At 70.9% G+C, this 16,755-nt stretch carries 14 protein-coding genes; 9 read left to right on the top strand and 5 right to left on the bottom strand.

Features of this window, described 5'->3' with window-relative positions; translation table 11 throughout:
* The first annotated feature begins 53 nt into the window (after positions 1-53).
* The gene (locus ABD235_RS06150; RefSeq protein ID WP_344170722.1) at positions 54-881 is read left to right on the top strand and encodes an SURF1 family cytochrome oxidase biogenesis protein; all 828 of its coding nucleotides are present in this window, start codon (positions 54-56) and stop codon (positions 879-881) included.
* 104 nt (positions 882-985) lie between these two features.
* Entirely contained in the window at positions 986-1,750 is a 765-nt protein-coding gene (locus ABD235_RS06145; protein ID WP_344170719.1) for an SDR family oxidoreductase, read from the top strand.
* A 36-nt stretch (positions 1,751-1,786) separates the two neighbouring features.
* Here ABD235_RS06145 and ligD read toward each other — a convergent pair whose 3' ends face one another.
* A complete protein-coding gene (gene ligD / locus ABD235_RS06140) occupies positions 1,787-2,851 on the bottom strand; it encodes a non-homologous end-joining DNA ligase (protein WP_344170716.1) in 1,065 nt (354 codons plus the stop codon).
* 161 nt (positions 2,852-3,012) lie between these two features.
* On the opposite strand from ligD, the gene ABD235_RS06135 reads away from it, so the two are divergent.
* From ABD235_RS06135 to msrB, 5 genes are all read left to right on the top strand, one after another.
* Positions 3,013-4,605 (top strand): M4 family metallopeptidase, encoded by a 1,593-nt coding sequence (locus ABD235_RS06135; protein WP_344170713.1) that lies wholly within the window; start codon positions 3,013-3,015, stop codon positions 4,603-4,605.
* Between the two features lie 146 nt (positions 4,606-4,751).
* Positions 4,752-6,497: an NAD(P)/FAD-dependent oxidoreductase gene (locus ABD235_RS06130; RefSeq protein WP_344170710.1), complete on the top strand. Its 1,746-nt coding sequence runs from the start codon at positions 4,752-4,754 to the stop codon at positions 6,495-6,497.
* Positions 6,498-6,536: 39 nt separating this feature from the next.
* Entirely contained in the window at positions 6,537-7,880 is a 1,344-nt protein-coding gene (locus ABD235_RS06125; protein WP_344170707.1) for an adenylate/guanylate cyclase domain-containing protein, read from the top strand.
* A 94-nt stretch (positions 7,881-7,974) separates the two neighbouring features.
* On the top strand, positions 7,975-10,368 hold the full coding sequence (locus ABD235_RS06120; RefSeq protein ID WP_344170704.1) for a lamin tail domain-containing protein: 2,394 nt from the start codon (positions 7,975-7,977) through the stop codon (positions 10,366-10,368).
* 154 nt (positions 10,369-10,522) lie between these two features.
* Positions 10,523-10,939 (top strand): peptide-methionine (R)-S-oxide reductase MsrB, encoded by a 417-nt coding sequence (gene msrB / locus ABD235_RS06115; protein WP_344170701.1) that lies wholly within the window; start codon positions 10,523-10,525, stop codon positions 10,937-10,939.
* 44 nt (positions 10,940-10,983) lie between these two features.
* Here msrB and ABD235_RS06110 read toward each other — a convergent pair whose 3' ends face one another.
* From ABD235_RS06110 to hemE, 4 genes are all read right to left on the bottom strand, one after another.
* Entirely contained in the window at positions 10,984-11,361 is a 378-nt protein-coding gene (locus tag ABD235_RS06110) for a VOC family protein (RefSeq protein WP_344170699.1), read from the bottom strand.
* A gap of 1 nt (position 11,362) precedes the next feature.
* Positions 11,363-12,088, bottom strand: a complete 726-nt coding sequence (gene hemQ, locus ABD235_RS06105; protein ID WP_344170696.1) for a hydrogen peroxide-dependent heme synthase — start codon at positions 12,086-12,088, stop codon at positions 11,363-11,365.
* Entirely contained in the window at positions 12,085-13,506 is a 1,422-nt protein-coding gene (gene hemG / locus ABD235_RS06100) for a protoporphyrinogen oxidase (RefSeq protein ID WP_344170693.1), read from the bottom strand. The genes hemQ and hemG overlap by 4 nt, the downstream gene beginning before the upstream one ends.
* 208 nt (positions 13,507-13,714) lie before the next feature.
* Positions 13,715-14,755 carry a uroporphyrinogen decarboxylase gene (gene hemE / locus ABD235_RS06095; RefSeq protein ID WP_344170690.1) on the bottom strand — a complete coding sequence of 347 codons (1,041 nt, stop codon included), beginning with the start codon at positions 14,753-14,755 and terminating at the stop codon, positions 13,715-13,717.
* A gap of 130 nt (positions 14,756-14,885) precedes the next feature.
* Between hemE and ABD235_RS06090 the strand changes: the two genes are divergently transcribed.
* Positions 14,886-15,488 carry a DUF3000 domain-containing protein gene (locus tag ABD235_RS06090; protein ID WP_344170687.1) on the top strand — a complete coding sequence of 201 codons (603 nt, stop codon included), beginning with the start codon at positions 14,886-14,888 and terminating at the stop codon, positions 15,486-15,488.
* A complete protein-coding gene (locus ABD235_RS06085) occupies positions 15,485-16,753 on the top strand; it encodes an HRDC domain-containing protein (RefSeq protein ID WP_344170684.1) in 1,269 nt (422 codons plus the stop codon). Before ABD235_RS06090 ends, ABD235_RS06085 begins: the two co-directional genes overlap by 4 nt.
* The last annotated feature ends 2 nt before the right edge of the window (positions 16,754-16,755 follow it).

Below are 16,755 nucleotides of genomic sequence, written 5' to 3'. Positions count from 1 at the left end.
GCGGCCGTGGTGTGTTTCAGGTCATGGCCTAAGTTCGTGGGGTGCGTCGTTTGATGACAAGGCGGTGGATCGGCTCCGCGCTGGTGATCCTGGTCCTGGCGGGGGCCTGCGTGCAGCTCGGCCGATGGCAGCTGCACCGCCTCCACGAACGCGAGGCCCGCAACCACGTCACCACGAGCAACCTGGCCGCCCCGCCGGCGCCGATCAGCGAGATCGTCGGCCCCGACCACGTGATCGGGCCGCAGCACGACTGGCGGACCGCGGTGGTCACCGGCCGGTACGACGCGAGCAAGCAGATCGTGGTCCGGTACCGTAACGTGAACGACCGGCCCGGGTTCGAGATCGTCACGCCGCTGATCCTCACCGACGGGACGGCGCTGCTGGTCGACCGCGGCTTCCTGGTCCGGCAGAGCTCCGAGCTGGCGCCGACGGCGATCCCCGCGGTTCCGAGTGGTGAAGTGACCGTGACCGGACGGCTGCGGCGCAGTGAGCACGGCGGGCACACGAGCGGCGGTACGCCGGTCGACGGGACCGCGCGGCTGATCAACGGGCCGGAGTACTCGGGCCCGCTCGGGCTCAAGCTGTACGACGGGTACCTGACGGTCGATCAGCAGCAGCCGGCGGCGGACCCGGCGTTCGGGACGTTCCCCGGACCGGAGATCGACGACGGGCCGCACTTCTTCTACGCGCTGCAGTGGTTCTTCTTCGCGCTGATGGCGATCGGTGGGTTGGTGTACTTCTCGCGCCAGGACCTGCAGAAGGACCAGGAGCCCGTCGGCGACAGTGATCCCGACGAGCACGAACCCGAGGTTGCCGATCGCAACCGTTCGGAGCCGGTTGTCGGCGTGTCGGACGGTTCTGGGTCTGCTCCGGAGCGCTAGCGCGTGCTGATGTGGCACATCAATGAGACTGAGGTTTCATGATTTGAGATGACCGGGCGCTGCCGCGGCACGCACTTCAGCGGGCGTCGGCGTTGTACGGCAGGATGGTGGCCGTGGACCTCGGACTTCGCGATCGCACCTACATCGTCACCGGCGCCAGCGGCGGGCTCGGTTTCGCCACCGCGCGGGCACTGGCCGCCGAAGGCGCCCGGCTGGTGATCTCCAGCCGCAACGAGGAGTCGATCGCGCGGGCCGCCGCCGAGCTCGGCGAGAACGTGGTCGGCATCCCGGTCGACAACGCCGATCCCGAGAGCGCCGAGCGGCTGGCCGCGACGGCGATCGCCAAGTGGGGCGCGTTGCACGGCGCGCTGATCAGCGTCGGTGGACCCCGCGGCGGTACGGCGCTGGACAGCGACGAGGACGACTGGCGCGCCGCCTTCGACAGCGTGTTCCTGGGTGGACTGCGGATCGCCCGCTCGGTCGCGCGCGCCGGTGCCGAGGGGACGTCGCTGGCCTTCGTCCTGTCGTCGTCGGTGAAGTCGCCGATCCCCGGCCTGGCGATCTCCAACGGCCTGCGCCCGGGCCTCGCGATGGTCGCCAAGACCCTCGCCGACGAGCTGGGTCCGAACGGCGTCCGCGTCAACGGCCTGCTCCCCGGCAAGATCGCCACCGACCGCGTCCGGGAGCTCGACTCCAAGGGCGGCGACCCCGACGTCGTGCGCCGCGCGGCGGAGAAGACGATCCCGCTCCGCCGCTACGGCCTGCCGGAGGAGTTCGGCCGAGTCGCAGCCTTCGTCCTGTCCCCCGCCGCGTCGTACCTGACCGGCGTCATGATCCCGGTCGACGGCGGAGCCCTGCGGACGATCTGAGCCCGGCCTCCCAGCGGTGGCCGGGCTGATCGGTTGCTAGTCGGCGTCCTTCGGGCGGTCCTTGTCCTTCGACGGCTGGACGCGCTTGGGCTCGCCGGGCATCTTCGGGTACTCCGGCGGGTACGGCAGGTCCGCCTCGCCGTGGTCCCGTTCGTGCTTGGCCGACAGCTCCAGGAGCGAGTCCAGCGAGAAGGCCTGCTCACCGACCGCCGCGTGCAGATCGCCGACCTCGGCGAAGCGGGCCGGCATCGTGAGCACGTCGAAGTCGTCCGGCACGACGTCCTCCAGCTCCTCCCAGCGCAGTGGCGCCGACACCCGCGCCCGCGCGTTCGGACGCACCGAGTACGCCGACGCGATCGTGCGGTCCCTGGCCATCTGGTTGTAGTCGATGAAGATCCGCTCGCCGCGCTCCTCCTTCCACCAGTTCACCGTGACCTGGTCCGGGAGGCGCTTCGACAGCTCACGGCCGAGAGCGATCACCGCACGACGGGCCTGGACGAAGTCCCACCGCGGCTCGATCGGGACGTACACGTGCAGACCGCGACCACCCGAGGTCTTGGGGAAGCCTTCCAGACCGTGCTCGGCGAGCAGCTCGCGCAGCGCGGGGGCCACGGCGACGGCGCTCTTGAAGTCCGTGCCGGGCTGCGGGTCCAGGTCGATCCGCAGCTGGTCCGGCGAGTCCAGCTCAGGACGTCGTACCGGCCACGGGTGGAAGGTCAGGGTGCCCAAGTTCGCCGCCCACGCGACCACGGCGAGCTCGGTCGGGCACACCTCGTCGGCCGGCCGGCCGCTCGGGAACTTGATCGTCGCCGTCTCGACCCACTCGGGCGCGCCCTTGGCGACCCGCTTCTGGTAGAACGCGTCGCCCTTGTTGTCCATCCGGGTGGACAGCTTCGCGCCCTCGAACCAGCCACCGGGCCAGCGCTCGAGCGTGGTCGGCCGGTCCCGGAGCGCGCCGAGGATGCCGTCGCCGACCGCCACGAAGTAGTTCACGATGTCCAGCTTGGTCAGCCCACGGTCCGCGAAGTACGGCTTGTCCGGATTGCTCACCCGGACCGTTCGTCCCGCCACCTCGAGCTCGATCGCCTTCGTCGTCGCCATGGCGCGACGCTACCGCCCGGCACGGACCAGAAGTGGGCGTGACCACCAGGAAAAGCGAACTTTTCCCAACCTCTGGCCACCCTGGGTGACCGAGCGGTAACGTTCCTGCACCTCGTTCCTAGGGCGTGAGGCCCCCGGGACACTCTTGAAGGAGCACGAGGATGAACAGATCCGCCCTGCTCGCCGCTGCGACCGCAGTCGCGACCGCCACCGCCCTGGGCCTGGGAACCGGCACCGCCACCGGCGCCCCGCAGGCCGAACCCGGCCCGTCACCGGCCACCGCGGCCGCCCGGGTCAAGGCCGCGATCGGCCAGAACCTCGGCACCCTGAAGGCCACCGGCGCCGACACGTTCGCCGTCCGCGACGTGATCGTCGACGCCGACGGCACCAGCCACGTCCGGATGGACCGCAGCATCGGCGGCCTGAAGGTGCTCGGCGGCGACGTCGTCGTCCACCAGGCCAGAAACGGCGCCTGGAAGGACACCAGCCTGACCCTGACCAGGCCGGCGAACGTCGACCGGACGCCGAAGATCTCGCTCGCCGGTGCCACCGCCAAGGCACTGTCCGGGGGGATGAAGGCCGAAGGGAAGCCGTCCCTGGTCATCGAGGCCCGCAAGGGTGCGCCCCGCCTGGCGTACCTGGTCACCACCGGCGGCACCCAGGCCGACGGCACACCGAGCCACGTCACCACGACCGTGGACGCGCTGACCGGCGCCAAGCTGGTCACCGAGCAGCACATCCACACCGCGGGCGGCGACGGCAAGAGCCTGTACTCCGGCACGGTCGCGATCGACACCACCCCGGCCACCGGTGGCTTCACGCTGACCGACCCGGCCCGCGGCAACGGCTACACCGCCGACGCGAACAACAAGACCGACTCGATCCTGTGCCAGCTGTTCGGCTTCGGCTGCCCGACGCCGACCCGCTTCACCGACGCGGACAACCACTGGGGCACCGGCGTCAACACCGACCGCGCCTCGGCCGCCGTCGACGCCCACTACGGCGCGGCGAAGACGTTCGACTACTTCAAGCTGAACCACGGCCGCAACGGCATCTTCAACGACGGCAAGGGCGTTCCGAGCCGGGTCCACTACGGCGTGAACTACGTGAACGCCTTCTGGGACGGCAAGAAGATGACGTACGGCGACGGTGACGGCGTCGCGGCCGGCCCGCTGGTCTCGCTCGACGTGGCCGGCCACGAGATGTCCCACGGCGTCACCACCGCGACCGCGAACCTGACCTACTCCGGTGAGTCCGGCGGCCTGAACGAGGCCACCAGCGACATCTTCGGCTCGCTGGTCGAGTTCTCCGCCGACAACACCTCCGACCCGGGCGACTACTACATCGGCGAGGAGATCATGAAGGACCGCCCGGCGCTGCGGTTCATGGACAAGCCGAGCAAGGACGGCCAGTCGAAGGACTGCTGGTACTCCGGCATCGGCAACCTCGACGTGCACTACTCCTCCGGCGTCGCCAACCACTTCGCCTACCTGCTGGCCGAGGGCACCGGACCCAAGACGTTCGCCGGCCTGCCGCACGACTCCACCACCTGCAACGGCACCACGCTGCAGGGCATCGGCAAGGACAAGCTCGGCAAGATCTGGTACCGGGCGCTGACGACGTACATGACGACCGGTACGACGTACGCGCAGGCCCGGACCGCGACGCTGAACGCGGCCACCGACCTGTACGGCGCCTCGAGCCCGGAGCGCAGCGCGGTCGCCGCGGCCTGGTCCGGGGTGAGCGTCAACTGATCGCCGACAGCAACCAACCCGCGACCTCGTCGTAGCCGGCTGGTCGTTGTACTTGGTCACCGGCCCTGTCCCACTGGGGCGGACAGGGCCGGTGATCAAACGTTTTGTCCATTGCCGCCGCGCCGGAGCGGACTTACCTTCGGTTCATGGGTGGGGATCCGGGCGTACGGTCGAGCCTTCGCGAGGCACGGCCCCTGCTGCTCGTCGTCGACCGTGATCCGCTGCGGCTGGACCGGATCGAGAACGAGCTGGAGCGCAGTTTCGGCGTCGACTTCCGGGTGCGCGGCGAGCTGACGGCCGCCGCGGCGCTGCACTGCCTCGACCTGGCCCACGAGCTCGAGCAGCGGGTGGCCGTCGTCCTGGTCGATCACGAGCTGCCGGACGACGAGCGGGCCGCCGTACTGGCGAAAGCACGGGAGGCGCATCCCGACGCGCGACGGGCGTTGACGATCCCGTGGGGTGCGTGGGCCGAGCGGGACACCGCCGCGGCGATCCTGGCGGCGATGTCGAAGGGCGACATCAACTACTACGTGCTGAAGCCGTGGATCGGGCACGACGAGCTGTTCCACCGCACGGTCGCGGAGTTCGTCCAGGAGTGGTCGCGCAACGAGGTCGCGAACCTGCGCGAGGTGGTCGTGGTCGCCGACGAGCGGTCCGGCCGGGGGCACGCGATCCACGCGCTGCTCGGGCGCAACGGCATCCCCAGCGCGTTCCGCGCGACCGGTACGGCGAACGCCGACCTCGTGCTGGCCGAGATCGGCGAGCCCGATCCCGGCGACGGCGTCGTGGTGTGGATGCCCGCGATCGGCGGCACCGTGCTGCACGATCCGACCGACGTGGAGATCGCCGAGGCCTGGGGCGTGTCGACGACGCTGGACGACGGGCAGCGCGAGTTCGACGTGCTGGTGATCGGCGGCGGGCCGGCCGGGCTGGCGACGGCGGTCTACGCGTCGTCCGAAGGGCTGCGCACGCTGGTCGTCGAGCGCGAGGCGATCGGCGGCCAGGCGGGCACGAGCTCGCTGATCCGCAACTATCTCGGGTTCTCCCGCGGGATCAGCGGGTCGGAGCTGGCCCAGCGCGGGTACCAGCAGGCGTGGGTGTTCGGGGCGCACTTCGCGCTGATGCGCGAGGTCGTCCGGCTCGATGCCTCAGGCAACGGATTCGTCGCCGCGATCGACGGGGTCGGCGAGGTGTCGGCCAAGGCCGTGGTGCTGGCGAGCGGAGTCTCGTACCGGCGGCTCGGCGTACCGGGTCTGGAAGCGCTGACCGGAGCCGGGGTGTACTACGGCGCCAGCGTTTCCGAGGCGCACGGGCTGACCGGGCTGGACGCGTGCGTGGTCGGCGGCGGCAACTCGGCCGGGCAGGCCGTCGTCCACCTGGCGCGCTACTGCCGGCAGGTGACGCTGGTGGTCCGCGGGCCGGACCTGTCGGCGAGCATGTCGCAGTACCTGATCGACGTCATCGACGCGGCGCCGAACATCGCCGTCCGGCCGTCCAGCGAGATCGTCGACGGTGGAGGCGACGGGCGCCTCGAGCGCATCACCTTGCGGAACCGGGAAACCGGCGCCGAGGACGTGCTCGGGGTCGACGGGCTGTTCGTGATGATCGGCGCCGAGCCGCGGACCGCCTGGCTGCCGGGCGAGGTCGGCCGCGACGACCACGGATTCGTCCTGGCCGGTGCGGACGCGACGGCATCGGGACTGTGGACCTCCTCGCGAGGACCGCAGCCGTACGAGTCGACGGTCCCCGGGCTGTTCGCGGTCGGTGACGTGCGGTGCGGATCGGTGAAGCGGGTGGCGTCGGCGGTCGGCGAGGGGTCGGTCGTGGTGTCGCAGGTCCACGAGCACCTCAAGGCAGTGCGCATCGCGGAGCAAGCCGCCTCCGATGGTTGACGCTCCCCGGCGCGACCTCGCTTCGTGTACTCCACGGCGATGGTCGCGCTGACTGCTCTGGTGCTGCTGCTTCCACTCGCCGGGCTCCTGCTGCTACTCCGGGCGCCGAGACTCGACGTGCACTGGGAGCATCACCCGTCGCACTTCTGGCTCGTGCTGCTGACCGCTGCACTGAGCGCCGTATTGGCTCAGGCGATGGGTTCGGCCGCGCTGCGCCGCGGGGATCCGCGCGTGCTGCTGGTGTCGCTGGCGTTCCTGTCGGCGGCCGGGTTCCTCGCGTTGCACGCGTTGGCGACGCCGGGCGTGCTGCTCAGTACGCCGAACGCCGGGTTCGTGCTCGCGACGCCGGTCGGGGTCGCGGTCGGGTCGGGCTGTGCGGTGCTGTCGAGCCTGCGGTTCGAGGGCGAGCGGTCCGTGCCGTGGATGCGGCGAGGACGGCGGATCCGGTTCGGGCTGCTGCTCCTGATGGCGTTGTGGGCCGTTGCCTCGGTCACCCAACTCCCGCCGTTGCACGACACCGCCGTACCGGAAGTTGCCGACGGCATCCTCACCGCGCTCGCCGTACCGACCGTCGTCCTGTACGGCGTCGCGGCCGCGCGCTACCTGCGGATGTGGTCCGCGCGGCCGTCGTTGATGCTGCTCTCACTGGTGTCCGCCTTCGTCCTGCTGGGCGAGGCCATGGTCGCGCTGGTGTTCGCGCGGAACTGGGCGCTGTCGTGGTGGGAGTGGCACCTGCTGCTGCTCGCGGCGTTCGTCCTGGTCGTCGCCGGCGTCCGGATCCAGTGGTACGAGGAACGTTTCTCCGACCTGTACGTCGCCGGAACCGTGGCCGGGCGGCGCGAACTGTCGGTGCTGTTCGCGGACCTGCAGGGGTTCACCACGTTCTCCGAGCAGCACGAGCCGGACGAGGTGACCGCGATGCTGAACACCTACTTCGAGAACGTCGTCCCGCCGGTCGTCGGGCGGCACGGCGGCGAGGTGGACCGGATCATCGGCGATGCCCTGATGGTCACCTTCAACAAGCGCGGCGACCAGCCGGACCACGCCCGGCTGGCGGCCGCCGCGGGCCTGGCGTTGCAGGTGGCAGCCGAGAAGGTACGGACCGGGCACCCGGACTGGCCGCGGTTCCGGGTCGGGATCAACACCGGGATCGCGTCGGTCAGTCTGCTGGGCACGGAGGGTGGTCGCACGCACACGGTCATCGGCGACACCGTCAACGTGGCCAGCCGGATCGAGGGCAAGGCGCCCGGCGGCGGCGTCGCGATCGGGCCCGCGACGAAGGCGCTGCTGCCCGGGGCGGTGACCGAGTCGCTCGGGCCGATCAGCCTGAAGGGCAAGGCCGAGCCGCTCGAGGTCCATCGCCTGATCGCCCTCGACGACTGACCGGCGTGCATGATCACCCTCGTGTTCGGCGTCGTACCGGCTGTTCACGTGTTGGGCCTTGGCGCGGTCGGGTGCGGGTGTGAGAATCCGGCACATGTCTGCCCAGAACCGATCACGGCGCCGCCTGGGCGCCCTCGTGGTCACATCGTCTCTCGTCCTGACCGGAGTGGTCGCCATCGCGGCCGCCCCGGCGCAGGCCGCCTCCTCCACCGTGGTCATCACCGAGGTGTACGGCGGTGGCGGCAACTCCGGCGCGTCGTACACCAACGACTTCGTGGAGCTGACCAACAACAGCAGCGCCCCGGTCGACCTGACCGGCTGGTCGATCCAGTACGCGTCGTCGGCCGGGACCTCCTGGGCGAACAAGATCACGCTGTCCGGCTCGATCGCGCCCGGCGGCGTCTACCTCGCGCAGGGCGCGTCCGGCGGGGCCAACGGCCAGCCGATGCCGACGCCCGACGCGACCGGCAGCGTGAACATGTCCGCGGCGTCCGGCAAGGTCGCGCTGGTGTCGTCGGTGGACTCCCTGACCTGTGGGGCAGCCTGTGCGACCGCGGCCGGCGTGGTCGACTTCGTCGGGTACGGCGCGGCCAACGACTTCGAGACCGCCGCGGCGCCGGGGCTGTCCAGCACCACGTCGGCGACCCGCAAGGACCCGACCAAGGACGCGGACAACAACGCGGTGGAGTTCGAGTCCGCGAACCCCTCGCCGAAGACGCTGACCTCCGCGCCGCCGGCCGAGGACCCGGTTCCGGCGAAGATCCACGAGATCCAGGGCGCGGCGCACTTGTCGCCGCTGAACGGCAAACTCGTCGGCGATGTCACTGGTGTGGTCACCGCCAAGAGCGGCAACGGGTTCTGGTTCCAGGACACCGCGCCGGACAGCGACCCCGCGACCAGTGAGGGCCTGTTCGTCTTCACCAGCTCGGCGCCGACGGTTGCCGTCGGGGACGCCGTGTCCGTCCAGGGCACCGTCGCCGAGTTCCGGCCGGGTGGTTCGGGCGGCAGCGACAACCTGACCACGACCGAGCTGACCAACCCGACCGTCACGGTGGTCAGCTCCGGCGCTTCGGTGCCCGCGCCGACCATCGTCGGTCCCGGTGGGCGCGTTCCGCCGTCGACCGTGATCGACGACGACTCCGCCGGCGACGTCGAGACGACCGGCACGTTCGAGCCGGCCACCGACGGGCTCGACTTCTGGGAGTCCCTCGAAGGCATGTGGCTCGGCATCGACAAGCCGCAGGTGACCGGGCCGACCAGCTCGTTCCGCGAGCTGTCGGTGGTCCCGGCCGGGGCCGGGGTGCGAACCGTCCGCGGCGGGATCGTGCTGCAGAAGACCGACAGCAACCCCGAGCGGGTCCTGCTGGACGACGTACTGGCTCCGATCCCGGACGCGAAGACCGGTGACACGCTGGCCGGCACGGTGACCGGGGTCCTGGACTACGGGTTCGGCAACTTCAAGTTCCTCGTCACCCAGACACCGACCGTGATCGACGGCGGAGTGACGCGGGAGAAGACGACGCCGTCGTCGAAGCTGCAGGTCTCGGTGGCGACGTTCAACGTCGAGAACCTCGACCCGTCCGACGGCCCGGCCAAGTTCGACGGGCTCGCGCAGGCCGTCGTCCACAACCTCGCGTCACCGGACATCCTCGGGCTCGAGGAGGTGCAGGACAACGACGGCGCGACGAACTCCGGCACGACGGCCGCGGACGTCACGCTGAACACGCTCGCGGCGGCGATCCAGAAGGCCGGCGGCCCGAAATACGCGTGGCGCCAGATCGACCCGGTCGACGGCAAGGAAGGCGGTGAGCCGGGCGGCAACATCCGAGTCGCCTTCCTGTACCGCACCGACCGGCCGGTGAAGTTCGTCGACCGGGCGGGCGGCGGTCCGACCGTGGGCACCACGATCACGACCGACCGGTTCGGCCGGCCGCACCTGAGCGCGTCGCCCGGTCGCGTCGACCCGGCGAACCCGGCCTGGGAGGCCACCCGGGTCCCGCTGGCCGGCGAGTTCACCTGGCTCGGCCAGTCGCTGTTCGTCGTGGTCAACCACTTCAGCTCCAAGGGCGGCGACGACCCGCTGTGGGGCCGGATCCAGCCGCCGGTCCAGAGCTCGGCGCCGAAGCGGCACCAGCAGGCGCAGTCGGTGCGCACGTTCGTCGACCAGCTGCTGGCCAAGGACCGGGGCGCCAACGTGATCGTGCTCGGCGACCTGAACGACTTCGACTTCAGCCAGACCACCGACATCCTGGTCGGCTCCGGCCGGACGTCGCTGATCGACCTGCCGCGCACGCTGCCCGCGAACCAGCGGTACAGCTACGTGTTCGAGGGCAACAGCCAGATCCTCGACCAGATCCTGATGTCGCGGAACCTGCAGCCGGCGTCGTCGTACGACGTGGTGCACATGAACGCGGAGTTCCCCGACCAGATCTCCGACCACGACCCGCAGGTGGTCCGGGTGGTGCCGCTGCCGTCCTGGTACCGGTGAGCCCAGGGCCTCGGCGTCCGCTCTCCGGCCGGCCGGTTACGGGGCGCTGACGCCGGGGCCCCGGGCGGGGTTTCGCTTGTCCCACCGCCGATAATGAAAAGGAGCCGGTTTCCCCGGGGAACCGGCTCCTTGACCTTGAGGAGGTACGGGCACCGTGACCGACGGCACCAAGCAGTACGCGATCGACAAGACCGACCAGGAGTGGCGCGCGCAGCTGTCCCCCGCGGAGTACCAGGTACTGCGCAAGGCCGGCACCGAGCGGCCGTACACCGGTGAGTACACCGACACCAAGACGGTCGGCGTCTACAAGTGCCGGGCGTGCGACGCGGAGCTGTTCCGCAGCGAGACCAAGTTCGACTCGCACTGCGGCTGGCCGTCGTTCTTCGCCCCGCTGGCCGAGGACCGCGTCGAGTACATCGAGGACACCGCGCTCGGCATGAAGCGCGTCGAGGTCCGCTGCGCCAACTGCGGCTCCCACCTCGGCCACGTCTTCGAGGGCGAGGGCTACGGCACCCCGACCGACCTGCGCTACTGCATCAACTCGATCAGCCTCACGCTCGACCCGGCCTGATCAAACGCTGAAGAGCCCGGCACTCCACAGAGTGCCGGGCTTCTTCAGATAGGAGTGGCGAGGGCTACCGGGTTGCCGTCCGGGTCGAAGGCGTAGGCCTGTCGCTCTCCCCACGGCATGTTGGCCGGTTCCTGGACGATCGTGTAGCCCGCCTCGCGGAGGATCTCCACCTGGGCGCCGACGTTGTCGACGTAGACGAACAGCTCGAAGCGCGGCGCCGTGCCGACGGTGATGCCGAGCTGGGCCTCGGGCCAGCTGGTGTGGGCGAGGCCGAGCGACGACTCGCCGCGCTCGAGGCCGACGTAGTGCGGGTCGCCCTCGAGCGGGAACTGGTAGGTCTGCTCGTAGCCCAGCAGGGCGTAGAACTCGACCGACCGCCGGACGCTGCCGACGTACAGGACCGGAAACGCTTTGCGTTCCATGTCAGGCGAAGTTGGCGACCAGCTCGCCGAGCTCGGTCCGCTTGCCGGTGTAGAACGGGGTTTCCTCACGCACGTGCCGCCGGGCCGTCGACGCGCGCAGGTCGCGCATCAGGTCGACCATCCGGTGCAGCTCGTCGGCCTCGAAGGCCAGCATCCACTCGTAGTCGCCGAGCGCGAACGAGGCGACCGTGTTCGCCCGGACGTCGGGGTAGCCGCGCGCCATCTTGCCGTGCTCGGCGAGCATGTGCCGGCGCTCCTCGTCGGGCAGCAGGTACCACTCGTACGACCGGACGAACGGGTACACGCAGACGTACCCGCGCGCCTCCTCGTCGGCCAGGAACGCCGGGATGTGGCTCTTGTTGAACTCGGCCGGCCGGTGCAGCGCGTACTGCGACCAGATCGGCGTCAGGTGCCGCCCGAGCCGCGACCGGCGCAGCGCGTGGTACGCCTTCTGCAGCGCGTCCGAGGTCGGCGCGTGCCACCAGACCATGAAGTCGGCGTCCGCGCGGAAGCCCTCCACGTCGTACCAGCCGCGGATCACCACGTCGTCGGCCGCCAGCTTGCCGACCAGCTCGGTCAGCTCGGCGGTCAGCTCGTCGCGATCGGTGTCACCGAGCGGGGTCTCCACCTTGAAGACCGACCACATCGTGTAGCGGATCACGTTGTTCAGCTCGCGGGCCTTGGGCTTCGCGGGCGTGCTGCTCTCGGGCTGGTTCGCGTCGGTCACGACCCCATTGTCGCCAATGCGTCCAGGTGGGCCCGCACCCGGGTTGCCGCCCGGCTCCCCGAGGCGACACAGGCGGCGATCCCGACACCTCGGTACGCCGCTCCGCAGACCGCCAGTCCGTCGTGTTCCGCGACCGCTTTCTCGACCCGGTCGACGCGGTCCAGATGGCCCACCGCGTACTGCGGAAGGCCGCCGCCCCAGCGAGTCACCAGCGACCCGACGACCGGCGCGTCGAGCCCGACCGCCTTGCGCAGATCGGCCGTCGCCAGCGCGGCGAGGTCCTCATCGGAGCGCTGCAGCACGTACTCCTCGCCGAGCCGTCCCACCGAGCACCGCAGTACGGCGAGCTCTCCCCCGGCCTCGGACGACCACTCCCACTTGGCGTGCGAGTACGTCGCGGCCTTGATCGTGCGGCCCTCGTCGGAGGGCACCAGGAACCCTGATCCGGCCGCCGCCTCCGGCCAGTCGCTCTTGCGGACCGCGAGCGTGACGATCGCCATACTCGCGTAGTCGATCGCGCCGAGCTCCGTCGACGCCGTGGGCACCAGACCGGCCAGCATCCGCGCCGCGGGCGAAGCCGGCGTCGCCACGACCACCGCGTCGGCGAACACCGTGTCCGGAGCCGGGACCGGGCCGGTCTCCAGGAAGTAGCCGGCCGGCGTACGACTGATCTTCCGTACCGTCGTCGACCGCCGGATCTCCACCCCACGGCTGCTCAGATCTGTCTCCAGCGCCTGGATCAGCCGGTTGACGCCGCCGCGGATGCCGGCGAAGACCGGCTTGCCGTCGGACGCCCGGCGCTGGCTCGTCACCCTCAGCTCGGCGGTCGCCGCGAGCAGGCTCGGCGCGGTCTTCAGCTTCGCGTACAGCTCCGGTACGGCGGCCGCCAGCGAGATCTCGTCGGCGCGCCCGGCGTACACCCCGCCGAGCAGCGGATCGATCAGCTTGTTCGTCACCGCCGGGCCCATCCGCTCGGCGACGTACCGCCCGATCGCCACGTCCTCGGTCAGCGCCGGCTCCGGCAGCGTCTTCTCCTCGGCGACCCGCGCTGCGGCTTCCTCCCCGAGTACGTCGACGGTCGCGGCCGGGTCCACCGGCACGCCCATCACCGTCGGCGGAATCGCCCGGATCCGGTCCCCGACCCACAGCCCCGCCGAGGTCGTTGCCGGATGCACCAAGTCGTCCCCCAGGCCGACCGCCCGGATCAGCTCCACACCCTCAGGCCGCCGAGCCAGCACCGACTCGGCCCCGAGGTCGACCGGGACTCCTTCGAGCACGTCCCCCGCCAGCTTCCCACCCAGCCGAGGCGAGGACTCCAACAAGACGACGCGCGGCGGATTCACTCCACTCACCAACGCATGAGCCGCCGCGAGCCCGCTGATCCCACCGCCGACCACAACCACCGTCCGAGCATCCACAAGCCCATCCTCACCCACGCTTCCAACCCCGAAGGACCCGGCGTCCGAACCCCACCACCAAGCCAGGGCCCAGCGGATGCGTCCGAAGAACCCGCGTGCGTCCGAAGAAGCCGAGGCTATAGCGCACGGTCCTTCGGACGTATGCAGATTCTTCGGACGCGCGGGAGCTGCGGGTTCGATCAGCTGGGCGGCGGTGGGCCGGGCAGGCTCAGCTTTGGGCCGACTTCTCCTGGACTGCCTTGACGATCTGGTGGAGGACCTCGGGGTCGGTGGTCGGCGGGACGCCGTGGCCGAGGTTGAAGATGTGGCCGGGGGCTGCCTTGCCCTCGGCGAGGATGCGGTCGATCTCGGGCTCGATGACACTCCAGCCGGCAGTGAGCAGAGCCGGGTCCAGGTTGCCCTGGACCGGCTTGGCCGGGCCGCCGTTCGCGGTGATGCGGCGGACGGCCTCGTCGAGCGGGACGCGCCAGTCGACGCCGACCACGTCGGCGCCGGCGTCGCTCATCAGGCCGAGCAGCTCACCGGTGTTCACGCCGAAGTGCAGGCGCGGTACGCCGTACTGCTCGAGCGCGGTGAACACCTTCGCGGAGTGCGGCTGGACGAACTGGGCGTAGTCACGCGGCGAGAGCGAACCCGCCCAGGAGTCGAAGAGCTGGATCGCCGAGGCACCGGCCTCGATCTGGGCCACGAGGTACGCGATCGCGACCTCGGCGAGCCGGTCGGCGAGGGCGTGCCAGAGCTTCGGGTCGCTGTGCATCAGGGACTTGGTCCGGGCGTAGTCCTTGCTCGGGCCGCCCTCGACCAGGTACGACGCGACGGTGAAGGGCGCGCCGGCGAAGCCGATCAGCGGCGTACCGCCGAGCTGCGACACCAGCTCCTGGACCGACTCGGTGAGGAACGCCACGTCCGAAGGCTCGACCGGCCGGATCCCGGCCAGGTCGTCCGTCGACCGGACCGGGGAGGCGATCACCGGGCCGACGCCGGGCTTGATCTCCAGGTCGACACCGACTGCCTTGAGCGGCGTGACGATGTCGGAGTAGAAGATCGCCGCGTCGACGCCGTAACGGCGTACCGGCTGCAGCGTTATCTCCACGACGAGGTCGGGTCGCATGCAGGACTCGAGCATCGTGGTGCCCTCACGGATCGCCCGGTACTCCGGCAGCGAGCGACCCGCCTGGCGCATGAACCAGACCGGCGTGTGCGGTCCGGGCTCACCCCGGGCGGCGAGCAGGAAGGCGGAGCGGTCCAAGGAGCTACCGGCAGCGGTCTGTGACTGGGCAGGCTGGTTCACGGGCACAGGGCAATGATCCCATGTCCGAAACCCGTTACCGGCGCGTCGTCGCCCGCGCCGGTGAGTAATCAGTCGTAGGCTGCGAAGCATGGGTGCCCGCAAGCAGGTCGACGCGCCACCCGCGGAGTTCGCCGAGGCCCTGACGCAACTGCGTGAGGCCCGGTTCCGGCCCGAGGTCTTCGTCGAGGAGATGCCCGCGCCGCAGCGGATCGCTCCGCACGCGGCCGCGGTCAGCGCCGACGTGACGGTCGACGGTGACGATGTCGCCACCGGTCGTCTGGTCGTCCTCTACGACCCGGACGGGAACGACGCCTGGCAGTCGACCTTCCGCTGTGTCGCGTACGTGCGTGCGGCCGTCGAACCGGAGATGGTGACCGACGCGCTGCTCGGTGGCGTGGGCTGGACCTGGCTGATGGAGGCGCTGGCGGACCGGGGTGCGGAGTTCCTCGCCCCGAGCGGTACCGTCACCAGGGTGGTGTCCGAGAGTTTCGGCGGGATGGCCGACGACGACGCGACCGCGGAGATCGAGATCCGCGCCTCCTGGAGCCCGGTCCCGGGCGAGGACGGCGGGGTCGACGTGACGCGGCACGCGGAGGCGTGGGGCGAGGTGCTGTGCACCGCGGCAGGGCTGCCGCCGGTGCCGCCCGGTGTGGTCGCGATGCCCACCCGCCGTGGTCAGCGGGGCCGATGAGCCCGGCCGAGACCCAGCAGTCGTCCGTCCCCGAGGACCCGACCGAGACCGACACCCTTCCGCTGCTCGAGCTGCGGGACGGGCTGTCCGACGTGGTCGACACCGACAGCGCGCTGCAGGAGGTCGTCGAGGCGTTCCAGGCCGGCAGCGGCCCGGTGGCCGTCGACGCCGAGCGCGCGTCCGGCTACCGCTACTCCCACCGGGCGTACCTGGTGCAGCTGCGCCGCGAGGGTTCCGGCTCGGCGCTGGTCGACCCGATTCCGTTCGGTGACCTGTCCGCGCTCGGCGACGCGATCGTCGACGCGGAGTGGATCATCCACGCGGCGAACCAGGACCTGGCCTGCCTGGCCGAGGTCGGCATGGTTCCCCGGACGGTCTTCGACACCGAGCTGGCCGGGCGTCTCCTCGGCTATCCAAAGGTCGGCCTGGCCTCACTGGTCAGCGAAGTCCTCGGGTACCGGATGCGCAAGGAGCACTCCGCCGCCGACTGGTCGACCCGGCCGCTGCCGAGCCCCTGGCTCGTGTACGCCGCGCTGGACGTCGAGATGCTGATCGAGCTGCGCAACGCGATCGAGCAGGAGCTGCGCCGCGAGGGCAAGTGGGAGTGGGCCGAGCAGGAGTTCGCCGCGATCCTGTCCGCGCCGCCGCGGGAGCCGAAGCCGGATCCGTGGCGTCGTACGTCGGGCATGCACCGCGTGCGCAACCGCCGCAGCCTGGCCGTCGTACGGGCGCTGTGGGAGGCCCGCGACCAGATCGCCGAGGCCGCCGACATCTCCCCCGGCCGGATCCTGCCCGACGCGGCGATCGTCGAGGCCGCGGCCGCGATGCCGGTCGACCGGGACACGCTGCAGAAGCTGACCGCCTTCAAGGGCCGCGGCGCGCACCGCCACATGCGGACCTGGTGGGAGGCGATCGACCACGCCCGCCGGCTGCCCGACAGCGAACTGCCGAAGCAAGGCCCCCGGTACGACGGCCCGCCGCCGGCCCGCGCCTGGGCCGACCGCGACCCGGACGCCGCGGCGCGGTTGTCGGCTGCCCGTGCGGCGGTCGGCGACATCGCGGAGGCCCACCGGCTGCCGACGGAGAACCTGCTCTCCCCCGACACCATTCGCCGGCTCGCCTGGACGCCGCCTGCCGAGCCTGAGCTCGAAGTCGTGAAGACGTTCCTGCGCGAGCACGGCGCCCGGGAGTGGCAGATCGGGCTCACCGCCCAGGTCCTCACCGACGCGCTGACGGTCACGGCGCCGGCGAAGACCCTGGACTGAAC

Origin of the sequence: Kribbella lupini (genome assembly GCF_039529595.1) — a bacterium.
GTDB classification, from domain to species: domain Bacteria; phylum Actinomycetota; class Actinomycetes; order Propionibacteriales; family Kribbellaceae; genus Kribbella; species Kribbella lupini.
The sequence above is the reverse complement of the archived record's forward strand: the minus strand, read 5'-3'. Positions and strand labels throughout refer to the sequence as shown.

Coding starts and splice junctions, on each gene's coding strand:
- ABD235_RS06150 (WP_344170722.1), top strand. CDS start 54: ATGACAAGGCGGTGGATCGGCTCCGCGCTGGTGATCCTGGTCCTGGCG.
- ABD235_RS06145 (WP_344170719.1), top strand. CDS start 986: ATGGTGGCCGTGGACCTCGGACTTCGCGATCGCACCTACATCGTCACC.
- ligD (WP_344170716.1), bottom strand. CDS start 2,851: ATGGCGACGACGAAGGCGATCGAGCTCGAGGTGGCGGGACGAACGGTC.
- ABD235_RS06135 (WP_344170713.1), top strand. CDS start 3,013: ATGAACAGATCCGCCCTGCTCGCCGCTGCGACCGCAGTCGCGACCGCC.
- ABD235_RS06130 (WP_344170710.1), top strand. CDS start 4,752: ATGGGTGGGGATCCGGGCGTACGGTCGAGCCTTCGCGAGGCACGGCCC.
- ABD235_RS06125 (WP_344170707.1), top strand. CDS start 6,537: ATGGTCGCGCTGACTGCTCTGGTGCTGCTGCTTCCACTCGCCGGGCTC.
- ABD235_RS06120 (WP_344170704.1), top strand. CDS start 7,975: ATGTCTGCCCAGAACCGATCACGGCGCCGCCTGGGCGCCCTCGTGGTC.
- ABD235_RS06110 (WP_344170699.1), bottom strand. CDS start 11,361: ATGGAACGCAAAGCGTTTCCGGTCCTGTACGTCGGCAGCGTCCGGCGG.
- ABD235_RS06090 (WP_344170687.1), top strand. CDS start 14,886: ATGGGTGCCCGCAAGCAGGTCGACGCGCCACCCGCGGAGTTCGCCGAG.
- ABD235_RS06085 (WP_344170684.1), top strand. CDS start 15,485: ATGAGCCCGGCCGAGACCCAGCAGTCGTCCGTCCCCGAGGACCCGACC.